Annotated in this window: 12 protein-coding genes; 9 read left to right on the top strand and 3 right to left on the bottom strand. The window is 61.4% G+C overall.

Annotated elements, in window-relative coordinates:
* Window positions 1-52 precede the first annotated feature (52 nt).
* From I6F38_RS06460 to I6F38_RS06435, 6 genes are all read left to right on the top strand, one after another.
* On the top strand, window positions 53-535 hold the full coding sequence (locus tag I6F38_RS06460; protein WP_038376554.1) for a c-type cytochrome, methanol metabolism-related: 483 nt from the start codon (window positions 53-55) through the stop codon (window positions 533-535).
* Window positions 536-585: 50 nt separating this feature from the next.
* Entirely contained in the window at window positions 586-1,695 is a 1,110-nt protein-coding gene (locus I6F38_RS06455) for an S-(hydroxymethyl)glutathione dehydrogenase/class III alcohol dehydrogenase (protein ID WP_092083078.1), read from the top strand.
* A 33-nt stretch (window positions 1,696-1,728) separates the two neighbouring features.
* On the top strand, window positions 1,729-2,292 hold the full coding sequence (gene gfa / locus I6F38_RS06450) for an S-(hydroxymethyl)glutathione synthase (RefSeq protein WP_225159519.1): 564 nt from the start codon (window positions 1,729-1,731) through the stop codon (window positions 2,290-2,292).
* A gap of 141 nt (window positions 2,293-2,433) precedes the next feature.
* On the top strand, window positions 2,434-3,387 hold the full coding sequence (locus I6F38_RS06445) for a hypothetical protein (RefSeq protein WP_225159517.1): 954 nt from the start codon (window positions 2,434-2,436) through the stop codon (window positions 3,385-3,387).
* 311 nt (window positions 3,388-3,698) lie between these two features.
* On the top strand, window positions 3,699-4,838 hold the full coding sequence (locus tag I6F38_RS06440) for an epoxide hydrolase family protein (protein ID WP_225159516.1): 1,140 nt from the start codon (window positions 3,699-3,701) through the stop codon (window positions 4,836-4,838).
* A gap of 66 nt (window positions 4,839-4,904) precedes the next feature.
* On the top strand, window positions 4,905-6,623 hold the full coding sequence (locus tag I6F38_RS06435; RefSeq protein WP_346657094.1) for a metallophosphoesterase: 1,719 nt from the start codon (window positions 4,905-4,907) through the stop codon (window positions 6,621-6,623).
* Here I6F38_RS06435 and I6F38_RS06430 read toward each other — a convergent pair.
* The 3 genes from I6F38_RS06430 to I6F38_RS43950 form a co-directional block, all read right to left on the bottom strand.
* Entirely contained in the window at window positions 6,620-7,654 is a 1,035-nt protein-coding gene (locus I6F38_RS06430) for an AI-2E family transporter (RefSeq protein ID WP_225159512.1), read from the bottom strand. The genes I6F38_RS06435 and I6F38_RS06430 overlap by 4 nt on opposite strands.
* Before the next feature lie 76 nt (window positions 7,655-7,730).
* Window positions 7,731-8,195 carry a GNAT family N-acetyltransferase gene (locus I6F38_RS06425; protein ID WP_225159510.1) on the bottom strand — a complete coding sequence of 155 codons (465 nt, stop codon included), beginning with the start codon at window positions 8,193-8,195 and terminating at the stop codon, window positions 7,731-7,733.
* 64 nt (window positions 8,196-8,259) lie between these two features.
* A complete protein-coding gene (locus I6F38_RS43950) occupies window positions 8,260-8,388 on the bottom strand; it encodes a hypothetical protein (RefSeq protein ID WP_016847319.1) in 129 nt (42 codons plus the stop codon).
* 110 nt (window positions 8,389-8,498) lie between these two features.
* On the opposite strand from I6F38_RS43950, the gene I6F38_RS06420 reads away from it, so the two are divergent.
* The 3 genes from I6F38_RS06420 (at window position 8,499) to I6F38_RS06410 (ending at window position 11,620) form a co-directional block, all read left to right on the top strand.
* Window positions 8,499-9,131, top strand: coding sequence for an invasion associated locus B family protein (locus I6F38_RS06420; RefSeq protein ID WP_225159508.1), 633 nt, complete (start codon window positions 8,499-8,501; stop codon window positions 9,129-9,131).
* 403 nt (window positions 9,132-9,534) lie between these two features.
* The gene (locus tag I6F38_RS06415; protein WP_225159507.1) at window positions 9,535-10,941 is read left to right on the top strand and encodes an adenylate/guanylate cyclase domain-containing protein; all 1,407 of its coding nucleotides are present in this window, start codon (window positions 9,535-9,537) and stop codon (window positions 10,939-10,941) included.
* A 496-nt stretch (window positions 10,942-11,437) separates the two neighbouring features.
* Window positions 11,438-11,620 carry a hypothetical protein gene (locus I6F38_RS06410; protein ID WP_225159506.1) on the top strand — a complete coding sequence of 61 codons (183 nt, stop codon included), beginning with the start codon at window positions 11,438-11,440 and terminating at the stop codon, window positions 11,618-11,620.
* Window positions 11,621-12,187 lie beyond the last annotated feature (567 nt).

Genomic DNA, 12,187 nt, shown 5'->3' with positions numbered 1-12,187 from the left:
TATGCTTTTGCGTAAGATCTGGTTTGTGAGTGCTGCGATCTTTGTCGTGGCAATGGGTGGAGTTGCCTCCGCCGAGGACGCTGGCGACCCGACCGCCGTCAAGTCCGAGGACGGCAAGTATCTCGACAAGGATGGAAACCCGACCTTCAAGGTTACGGCCGACGGCACGACGGACTGGTACACCTACTCCGGCTATCGCCGCTATCATTCGGAGTGCCATGTCTGCCATGGCCCCGACGGCATGGGATCGACCTATGCGCCGGCGCTGGCGAATTCGCTGAAGACCATGAGCTACGCGGATTTCATGGGCGTGGTCGCGAGCGGACGCAAGAACGTTTCCACGGCGCAGGAGAACGTGATGCCGGCGTTCGGCGATAACCCGAACGTTGCCTGCTACATGGACGACCTCTATGTCTACCTGCGCGCCCGCGCCAATGACGCGGTTGGGCGTGTTCGGCCGGCCAAGCACGAAGACAAGTCGGAAGCCTATGGAAAGGCGGAAGACGCCTGCATGGGGCACAACGACAAGAAGTAAGCCCGTCCGGTGCGAACGAGAAACCTGTTTGACGTTTAGTGGAGACCAAGATGAAGACCCGCGCCGCAGTCGCATTTGAAGCAAAGAAGCCGCTTGAGATCGTCGAGCTCGATCTGGAGGGTCCCAAGGCTGGCGAGGTCCTGGTCGAGATCAAGGCGACGGGCATCTGTCACACAGATGCCTACACGCTCGACGGCTTCGACAGCGAGGGCATCTTTCCCTCGATCCTCGGGCACGAAGGTGCGGGCGTCGTTCGCGAGGTCGGCGCCGGCGTGACGTCGGTCAAGCCGGGCGATCATGTGATCCCGCTCTACACACCGGAATGCCGGCAGTGCAAAAGCTGCCTGAGCCAGAAGACCAATCTCTGCACCGCGATCCGCGCCACCCAGGGCAAGGGCGTGATGCCCGACGGCACCTCGCGCTTCAGCTACAAGGGCAAGACGGTCTTCCACTATATGGGCTGCTCGACCTTCTCGAACTTCACCGTGCTGCCTGAGATCGCGGTGGCCAAGATTCGCGAGGACGCGCCGTTCGACAAGAGCTGCTACATCGGCTGCGGCGTCACCACCGGTGTCGGCGCGGTCGTCAACACCGCCAAGGTGACGCCGGGCTCCAACGTGGTGGTGTTCGGCCTCGGCGGTATCGGCCTCAACGTGATCCAGGGCGCCAAGATGGTCGGCGCCGACAAGATCATCGGCGTCGATATCAATGACTCCAAGGAAGCCTGGGGCAAACAGTTCGGCATGACGCATTTCGTCAACCCGACCAAGGTGGGCGGCGACATCGTCCAGCACCTGGTGGGCCTGACCGATGGCGGTGCCGACTACACCTTCGACTGCACCGGCAACACCAACGTGATGCGGCAGGCGCTGGAAGCCTGCCATCGCGGCTGGGGCGTCTCGGTGGTGATCGGTGTCGCGGAGTCCGGCAAGGAGATCGCGACCCGGCCGTTCCAGCTCGTCACCGGACGGGTCTGGAAGGGCACGGCCTTCGGCGGCGCGCGCGGCCGCACCGACGTGCCGAAGATCGTCGACTGGTACATGGGCGGAAAGATCCAGATCGATCCGATGATCACCCACGTGCTGAAACTCGACGAGATCAACAAGGGCTTCGACCTGATGCACGAGGGAAAATCGATCCGTTCGGTCGTCGTATTCTGAAATCAAAACACCAAGCACTAGGAGGATAGGTCAATGACTGTTCATATCCACCCGTCGGTCGACAATGGCGTCAAGCAAGGCTCCGGCAGTTTTGCCGGCGGCACGCTGGTCTGCAAATGCGCGGACAAGCAGGTCAAGGTCGGCATCAAGGGCGACGTCGCCCACAACCATGCCTGCGGCTGCACCAAGTGCTGGAAGCCTTCGGGCGCCACCTTCTCGGTGGTCGCGGTGGTGCCGCGCGAGAACGTCACCGTGCTGGAGAACGGCGACAAGCTGAAGATCGTCGATGCCGCGGCGGTGATCCAGCGCCATGCCTGCACCGGATGCGGCACCCACATGTACGGCCGGATCGAGAACAAGGGCCATCCGTTCTATGGCCTCGACTTCATCCATCCCGAGCTGTTCCAGGAGTCCGGCTCGGCTGCGCCCGGATTTGCTGCCTTCGTGTCGTCGGTGATCGAGTCCGGCGTCAAGCCGGCCGATATGGCCGGGATCAGGTCGCGGCTCAAGGAGCTTGGGCTCGAGCCCTATGATTGCCTGTCGCCGCCGCTGATGGATGCGATCGCTACCCACGTGGCGAAGTCCAAGGCGGCCTGACTGACGACGGCGCCGTGACAAAGGCGGCCTGACCGGCTCGCCTTGACGAGATCCTGCGCCGGCAGAGGCTCTGCCGGCGAGGGATATGCTGGTAGTACCCGTGACCTTGAACCTTGCATGCCCTGCGGACGACCACAGGGCATGCATTTTATTTTCCGCTTTGCCCTCGTCCTTTCCCCGATCCTGCTGCTTTCGCCGGCCCGCGCCGCGTCACCGGAAGACCGCTATATCGCCGCGCGTGACGCTGCGATCGCCAAATTCGCCAAGCTGTCGAACGACAACAAGATCAATGACGCCGTCGACAAGGCCGAGGCGGCCGCGCGCGACGAGCTGAAGGCGCAGCTGACGGCCATCCTGTCCCAGCCCGCCCGGCCGGGCTTTGCTCCCGCCCAGCTCAACCTCGACACTCTATACAAGGGCGATATGGGGTTCGGCATGCTGGACGGCCTGCGCTTCGATGCCGACACCGGCAGGGACGAGGCAAAGATCGGAGAAAAGCGTGCCGACGGCAGCTTCGTCGAGCCGAAAGCCCATATCATCGTCACCACCGAGTTTCTGTTCACGCGCTGGCTGCACGAACACAAGACCTGGTGGGACAAGGGCAGCAAGAACGTGCCGCAGCAGGTCGATGCCGCCCTGAAGTTCGAGGGCCTCTACACCCAGGCGATCTCGACCGATGCCGCGGTGGTCAATTTCGACGAGCTGCCGATCGCCAAGCCGGCGTCGGCCACGCTGGCTTACGGCTTCCTGGCCGGCCGCACCCAGGATTCGTTTCCCGACAAGGCGGACGAGGTGTTCGTGGCGGCGCTCGCCGGCGGCAAGATGTATGTCGCCTATGGCGAGATCGAGCCGGCGGTGCAAGTGCCGGCCTGCACCGCGGTCCGCACCGACTACGACAAGAAGGCCGATGTGGCGGCCGAGAAGCTCGAGCGCAAGCAGATCAGCAGGCAGGCCTATGACAAGCTCGGTGACCTGCACCAGCAGGGCGAGGATGCGTTCAAACGCTGCTTCACCGAGCGCGCGCCGCAACAGCCGGCCTTCGCCGCGGCCACCAGGCAAGCCCAAGCGCTGCTCGAGGCGGCGATCGGCAAATAGCTCAGCGAGCTATTGACCAGCGGCAATCCCAACTTCAACACGGCATCTTGTCTGTCATGAATGCTAATCAGATAGATTGCCACAACAAGCTCCGTCCTCTGCGACATCAGCGCTTCGATCGCCTGCGCGTGATGTCGATCTATTGTGGCCGATGTCTTAGCAAGATCGCGGTGCCGATAATGGTTCTTGTCGTCAGATTTCGCGGCTAGTCGTGCAGGGTTCGTGCAGGCGGGGTTTGCGGCGCGGGGTTTGATCGGCGACCCGCGCCAGCCTATCTTTCCCCGAAAGTTCAGCATCCCCGGGGAGACGCCATGACCGCCATCAGCCCGTTCCGCGTCGCCGTCAGCGACGATGTCCTCGAGGATCTGCGTAATCGGCTGCGCCGGACCCGCTGGCCGGAAGCCGAACTGGTCGACGACTGGAGCCAGGGCGCGCCGCTGCAATGGATCAAGGACGTCTGCCACTATTGGGCCGAGACCTATGACTGGCGGCAGCGCGAGGCGCGGCTCAACCGCTTCAGTCAGTTCACCACCGAAATCGACGGGCTCGACATCCACTTCATCCATGTTCGCTCGAAGCATCCGGAGGCGCGGCCCTTGATCATCACCCATGGCTGGCCGGGATCGGTGGTCGAATTCCACAAGGTGATCGAGCCGCTGACCGATCCGACCGCGCATGGCGGCCGCGCCGCCGATGCCTTCCACGTGGTGTGCCCGTCATTGCCGGGCTTCGGCTTCTCGGCCAAGCCTATAGCGACGGGCTGGGGCGTCGACCGGATCGCGACGGCCTGGGCCGTCCTGATGCAGCGGCTCGGCTACGCCAGCTATTTCGCGCAAGGCGGCGACTGGGGCTCCGCGGTCACGACCGCGATCGGCGGGCAGGATGCTGCACATTGCGCCGGCATCCACATCACGCTTGCGATGTCGACCCGGCCCAATGTCGAGGGGCAGCCGACGCCGGAGGAGACGAGGGCGCTCAACGGCATCAAATATTATGCCGACTGGGATTCCGGCTATTCCAAGCAGCAGTCCACGCGGCCGCAGACGCTCGGCTATGGCCTGACGGATTCGCCCAGCGGGCAGGCGGCCTGGATTCTCGAAAAGTTCTGGGCCTGGACCGATTGCGACGGCCATCCGGAAAACATCCTCGGCCGCGACGAACTGCTCGACAACGTCATGCTGTACTGGGTCACCGCAACGGCTGCGTCGTCGGCGCGGCTCTATTGGGAAAGTTTTGGGCCGGGCAAGCGAACCCCGCACAAGGTGAGCGTGCCGACCGGCGTTGCCGTGTTCCCCAAGGAGATCGTCACGCCGGTCCGCAAATGGATGGAGACAAACTTCACCAACATCCAGCACTGGAGCGAGATGCCGAAAGGCGGACATTTCTCGGCATTCGAGCAACCCGAGCTGTTCATCGGCGAGGTGCGCGAGTTCTTCGGGAAGCTGCGCTAAGCCTGACGCGTATGTTGGTCTGAAGCGGTTTGTGACAGAATGCGCCGTGCAACGGAGGACGTCGGCGTGCTGCTTGATCCCCGCCTCGGCGACTTTGAGGACAATGCCGCCAGCCCGGAACAGCGTTCGTTGTTCGCGATCTTGGGTAGCCTTCTGGTTGAGATAAGCCCGGCGAAACTATTGTTCGCCTGGACGGTTTCGCTTCTGCTTCCGGGCGTGCTGCTCGGCCTTGCGCCACTCGTCGCATCCGCCTGGATTTCGAGCCTTTCGCAACACGCTCTTGCCCTGTCCGAAGTGGGCGCCGTGCTGATGCTGATTGTGATCGCGGCCTTGGGATGGCTCGGCGGACGACCGCTGCTTCAAATCGCGGAAACAAGCTTCTGGTCGCTGAACGCGCTCGCGGTGCAACCGAGTTATGCCTTCACGCGCGAGGCGCTGGGCCATCTGGCGGAGCTGCTTTGGCGCACCGGCGCAACTGCTGCCTCTCGCACGAGGCTGCGCCGCGGTTGCTCGGTCGGCGCCGGCATACTGCTCTCCGCGGGGGCTGCATTGATAGCGGCCCTGGCCTGGCCTGCCTCGCGATGGACTGCGACCGTCAATGACCTGGTTCTGATCCATCATCTGGTGTTGCCGACGTTCGCGAACGCCGTGGTGCTGGTGTCCTGCTATCTTGCGGTCGCGTCACTGGCCTGGAGCGTGGCCGACGCCAGTATGGAACAACCGGCCGACCTGGCCGGATTCGACGCGACGCCGTCCGGAGGACGCTGCTGGCGCCTTGCGCATCTGTCCGATCTTCACGTGGTCGGCGAGCGGTACGGCTTCCGCATCGAAAGCGGGACCGCCGGTCCGCAGGGAAACGAGCACTTCAATCGCGTGTTGGCTCGCCTTGCCGAAATTCACACCATTGATCCGCTCGACCATGTGCTGATCAGCGGCGATATGACGGACGCCGGCCGGCCCGGCGAATGGGCGGAATTTCTCGATGCGTTGGCAGGTCATCCCGAGCTTGCAGCACGCATCATCATGCTTCCGGGCAATCATGACGTTAACGTCGTCGATCGTGCCAATCCTGCGCGCCTCGACCTGCCGTGCAGCCCAGGCAAGCGGCTACGGCAGATGCGTACCCTGTCGGCGATCGCGGCCGTCCAGGGCGATCGCGTGCGCGTCATCGACCCTTCCGGCAAACCGTCGGCGACGCTGAACCAGGCGCTGGCCCCTTATCATGATCGGATAACACAGTTTGCGCAGCACGGGGGCGTGCGCCGCGCAGCCGCGCTCCGTGGCCTGTTCGATGATCAATTCCCGATGATCCTGCCGCCGGACCAGGACGGTGGCCTCGGGATCGCCATTCTCAACTCCAACGCCGAAACCCACTTCTCCTTCACCAACGCGCTCGGTTTGGTTTCGGAAGCGCAAACGCGGCGGTTGGAGGCTGCGATCCGTCATTTTCCGACGGCATGCTGGACCATCGCGTTACATCATCACGTGATGGAATATCCCATGCCGGTGAAGACATTTGCCGAGCGCATTGGGACAGCCTTGATCAACGGCAGCTGGTTTGTACGCAGGTTGCAAAGGTTTTCCGATCGCTCGGTGGTGATGCACGGTCACAGGCATATCGATTGGATCGGTACATGTGGTGCGTCGAGGATCGTCTCGGCCCCGTCGCCGGTAATGGGGGCCGACGATGCAGCCAGCTATTTCTATATCCACAGAATGATGGTCGGCCCGGACCGAAAGCTCTGCCTCGCCGAGCCCGAGCGGGTTGAGATTGCCGCAAGCTAGGACGCTGCCGGCTTGTCTTCGTGCGATCCGCCGCACAGATCGGCTATCCATGCGGCCGACGGACTCTCGGCACAGAAGGTCAGAATAGCGAGCGTGATCGGCACGCCGATGAACGTCCCGAACAGGCCCCAAAGCGAGCTCCAGAAGAAGATCGCAAACAGCACCAGAAACGGCGAGATCGACAATGTCGAGCCGGCCACCCGCGGTTCGATATAGCTGCCTACCACGAACTGGATGACGTTGAGACAGGCGAACACGCCAAACACCGCGGGCCAGCTCTCGAACTGCGTCATGGCCAGTAGCGTGGGGAACAGCGTCGCGATGAAAGGACCGACGAAAGGAACGTAGTTGAGGACAAAGGCGATCACGCCCCATTCGAATGCGAATGGCAGCCCGGTTACAGCGGCGAACAGGCCGACCAAGAGACCCGTGACCGCGCTCATCTGCGTCCGCACCAGCATATATTTACGAAACTTGGCGGCCGTCGCCTTGCTGCCCTTGAGCAAGACGCGGGCAGCTGTGCGATTCTCCAACCGCTGGATTCGTTGACCAGCGTCTTCGACCTCGAGAAGTCCCAGCACGACATAGACCAGCGCGATGAGCCAGAAACTCAACGTGGTGTTCACGCGCCCGGTGACGTATTGCGTGGTGCGCAGCAGCCAGCCGACATTAAAATGCTCCGCCCAGACGCCGGCGAACGAGACGCCATGGCCGTCGAGCCAGATCACCGCGGCATCGTAGAAGGCCTGATACCGCGCCGCATCCGTAATCAAGGAGCGCCCGACGCGGCCAAACCCCCATGCTGCCAGCGAGGCAAACGCGATGCAGGTGGCAACCGTAACAACGACGGTAATGGCGAGCGCGAGGAGTTTCGGCAGCCACGACTGCAGCCGTTGCTGAACGGGCCAGACGATCGCGATGATGAACAGGGCGGCCGCAAGCGGGGCGAGCACGCTGCGCGCCTGAGCCACCGCCGCAATGACCAGCACCGCGGCGATGATGCCGGTCGTGATCTTCAACCCGCCCGCCATCCTGGAATTGTCCGACCTCCGTGAACGCAGAGATTGTCAGTCTGTCTCGTAGCGCGACAAGACCGGAAAGGCGCAGCTACAGCAATCCTCGATAGATTCCCGGCGCGGAGCCTTCGATGGCCACCGCGCCGACGGCCTTCGAATAGAATTCTGCCGGCCCGACGCCGCCGATGATGGCATAGCCAAACCCCTGGTGTTTCATGTCCTCGAGGCAGGCGAACAGCAGCGCCTTGCCGATTCCGCCCTGCTGCGCCTTCGGCGCGACACCGGTCGGGCCAAAGAAGTTGCGACAGGCTGCGTCGTGACAGGCAAATCCCACGATCTTCTTTTGCTGGATCGCGATGAAGCAGGAGACCGGTTGGCGGCTGAACGCGACCTCGGCTTCGCTGGCCCACGCCTCGCTGAATGTCTCCCGCACCCAGGCCACGACCTTGTGCTTTTCAGGCGCGAGCGCGCGGCGCATCACAATTCCGACCTTGAGCAATCGATCATAGGCGGGCCGGGAATCGGGCAGGGCGTAGAGCTTGACGAGCATGTCCATCCGGCGAGCTTAGTTGAAAACGCATCCCGCGGGCAAATCACGGGAGCAAGGTGGCGGCGCCCGACTACCATTTGCGTTGCTGCTTGTTCGCGGCCTTGTTCGAGGTCATGGCTTCACGTGCAATCGCCCAGAAATACCCGCCGCAGAATGCAACGATCGCGACAATCACGCCGGCGGCGATCAGCTCTTGCATATCAGCGGTTCTCCAAGTGAGTGTATCTCGTTCATGTGGGAATTATGCCCACGAATACGCCGACGAAGAGGCAGATCGGTTTCGGGACGTAACGAGGCGGAGTGAATGCAATGGTGACGGTCAGCGCAGCAGACAGGCGTCTTCGGGCGATCGTTGCTCTCGTCGTCATGGTCGGCGTCGGTTCGGCGCAAGCCGCCCGAACTCCCGATGTGTCGGATGCGAGTGGGAGCACGATCTCCATGCCGATCGACACACGGAGCCAGACGTCCGCGATGGACGGCGTGGTCCGCGCCGTCCAGCTTCCCAAGGGCGCTTCCGCGATCAGCGAGACCTACGGAGACTGGATCGTCAAATGCCAGCTCGACGGCGGGGCCAAGCTGTGTACCCTCGGGCAGACACAGCTCGCCAAGGAAACCAATCAGCAAATCTTCGCCATCGAACTGATTCCCAGGGACGGAAAGGCCGAAGGCAACATCTTGATGCCGTTCGGGCTGAAGTTCGACGCCGGGGCCGTCCTCAAGCTTGACGGCAAGGATCTGGAGCAGACGCGCTTCTCCACCTGCACGGCGCAAGGCTGCTTGCTGCCGGTATCCTTTCCCACGGCCGTGACCGACACCATCAGCAAGGCCAAAATGCTCACCGTTGCCGCACAGAGCATCAGCAACGGGCAGGCTGTCGTCTTTAACGTCCCCCTCAACGGCTTCGCCGCGGCGCTGGAGCGCACCATTCAGCTCGGAAGCTGAGCGGCACGACGTTCCGCGCCCACCGCACGATGGCTGCGACAAATCACCCCGACGGGCAAAATCCCGCTTCCGTCGTCGGGCAAATCATTGATCCAATTCCGCCCGTCTCACCCGATTGAGGGGCGCTTCGCGGTCGTCACGAACGTGGGTCGAGATGCGGTGGACGCCGATTGCGCAACTGACGAGTGCGCATGACGTGGACGGTGAAGTCGTGTGGTCCTGATGCCAAGCCTTTTTTTCATGATCCAAAGAACGAATAAAAGCCATGTCTGTCAATGGCTTAAACAGAGCCGCTTGAGCTGGGTCCCAACAGGCCCTTAGACCGTTCACCTTCAGGTCCGCCGGTGCCAGACCATAGCTTCGGCCCATCGTGTGACGGGCAAATACCGGGCATTTACGGTGGATGACGTCCGTTGATGTCCGGCCTGATCTGGAAGATAGTTGGAAACGCGAACAAACGGTGGGGGCCGCGATGACGGAAGTAGCGTTGCCCGAGACGCAGTATGCGCAGAGCGGCGACTTCAACATCGCCTATCAAGTCATGGGCGATGGGCCCACCGACATTATCCTAGTTCCGGGCATTATATCCCACATCGATTTTCAGCACGAACTCCCGGGCTATACGCGCTTTCTTCGTCGCTTGGCGAAGTTCTCAAGGGTCGTCACGTTCGACAAGAGAGGTCAAGGACTATCAGATCGGTTGGCCGACGTACCGTCTCTTGAGGAACGTATCGACGATGTCCGCACGATCATGGACGCCATCAACTCCAAGCGTGCTGCGCTAGTCGGCTTCTCTGAAGGCGCGTCGATGAGCGTTCTATTCGCGACGACCTACCCAGAGCGCGTGTCCCACTTGGTCTTATTCGGAGGGCTGGCGCGGATATCAGACCTGCTCCCGCCCAACCTCACGCCATCCGAGGTTCAGGAACGGTTAGCTTACGTCGTAAAGAGTTGGGGAAACGGGGACTTCCTCAAGCGAGTTTTCGCGAGTGATGCTGGCAATCCGGAGATACTCGCTCGCATCGCAAAATTCGAAAAGTTGGGCAGCAGTCCTGGCGCACTAAAATCCTACATACTTTCGAACCGACGGATAGACATCAACCCCATCCTCCCAGTCGTCCGCACGCCAACCCTAGTGCTGCACCGAACAACCGACGCGCAGGTGCCTGTAACGTTAGGCCGCAAGCTCGCCGCCGGTATCCCGGGAGCGAAATACATTGAATATCCGTCGGGCGATCACGCGTTCTGGACGGGAGACATTGAGCGAGTTACCGGAGACATCGAAGAATTCATCACTGGACAACGCGCCAGCGAGGGAATTGATCTGGAGCGCATACTCGCTACCGTTCTCTTTACTGATATCGTTGGGTCGACCAATCTTGCTTTGCAACTCGGCGATCACCGTTGGCGTGACCTCTTGGACAATCACGACGATCGTTCCGGCCGGATTGTCAGCAAGCATCGCGGCACTTTGGTGAAGAGCACAGGGGATGGCGTTCTGGCAATATTTGATGGACCGGGACGGGCTGTGCGATGCGCCTTGGCGCTCAGTGAGGAGAGCAAAAGCATTGGTTTGCCAGTACGCGCGGGTCTTCATTGCGGCGAGGTCGAAATCAGAGGCAACGACATCGGTGGCATTGCCGTCCACGCAGCCGCGCGGGTGATGTCGCAGTCGGGAAGCAATGAGGTATTTGTCTCGCGGGTGGTCACCGACCTCGTAGCAGGCACCGATCTGAAGTTCTCCGAGCGAGGCTCATACGAATTAAAGGGGCTGCCCGGGAAATGGGATCTTTTCGCCGCGAGCAAATAGTAGGCCGCCTTGACGCCATAGACGGCGCTGCCATTCCGGCGCAGCACCGTTGCGCGCTCCTCGGCGCAATGCGACCGAAGCATCTCGATAGATCGCCGCCGGTCAAGCCGCGAAAGCGCCCGCCATGATCGCCATACCAGTTCCAAATCGCTCATCGCGCTATCCTACGGAAGTCGCAACGATAACCCGGCGCAGCAAAATCGCGAAAAGACGAGGCCAAATACGCGAAAGGCCCGGCGTCCCGCGTACCGCCTTTCGAGGGCACGGCTCAAAGTACCTTAGCTTAGGTCCCGTTGCCGATTAGGCCACGAACTCGTTTGACGAGGCGCCATCAGATGTTCTGGCCCCATCAATTTCCATTGGACACCATCTGTTCTTACCCGTTTGGACTACCGATGTTCTCCGGGGTGAACAGAGTTTCATATCTCGATTAGCGCAGGGTATTGACGTCCGCTAGCGCCCTCTTCAAATGGTTCCCGGCATCGGGGAACCTCAAATGAAGGACATGAAGGCGCACTTGGAGAAGCTTCGGGTCGAGGCCGAGGAGTGCGAACTCATCAGCAAGCTCGCGACCAACGAGACTAAGAAAGACCTGTTTGCTAAGCTAGCCGCCCATCATCGGGCGCTCGCTGATGAGGTGGAACGGACGATCAATGCTTCCAAACCGCAGAACACATAGGAGTTTTGGTTGCCGTGTTCGCGTCGTAGTTCTGCCGGTCCGGGGTCCGTGGGTGAACCGAGTGCCAGTCCCAGTTAGCGCGCTTTGTACGCCGTGATGACTTGGTGGAATTCGTCGTCATCGTCTACGGTCAATAAACCGATGACCATCCAGCCTGCGCACAAGCCGAGAACTATCAGCGCCATTTTTAGCCACGGTCTCATAAAGGCTAATATGCTCCGAGAACCAGCTATTTACCACCCCACGGTGCTTTGCCGTGCACAAATTGCACCGGCGATCCCTAGCATCCGGGCGTAGAGTTCCAACTCCAAACGCAGGGGTGTTGCAGTGACCTACCTTTTAGCGCGCTCATCGTGGCGCTCGGGCTTAAGCCCCATCGCAATCGTGGCTATTGCCCTGTTCATGTAGAAAAGAGAGGCCGCGCCGTCGAATGTCCTGAAAGCCGGCCCGCTCGCGCACCGAAAACCTTAACGGGATCGGCAGTATCAAGCCTCTCGCGCGATATCACTGCCGGCAACCCAGACTGGCGTTGCCGATTAACGGTTTTCTACCAATTGGTGTCAGTCT

It is taken from the genome of Bradyrhizobium sp. BRP56 (genome assembly GCF_020194035.1).
Classification (GTDB): Bacteria; Pseudomonadota; Alphaproteobacteria; order Rhizobiales; family Xanthobacteraceae; genus Bradyrhizobium; species Bradyrhizobium australafricanum.
Note: the sequence above shows the minus strand (reverse complement) of the source record. Positions and strands in the feature narration are given on the sequence as shown.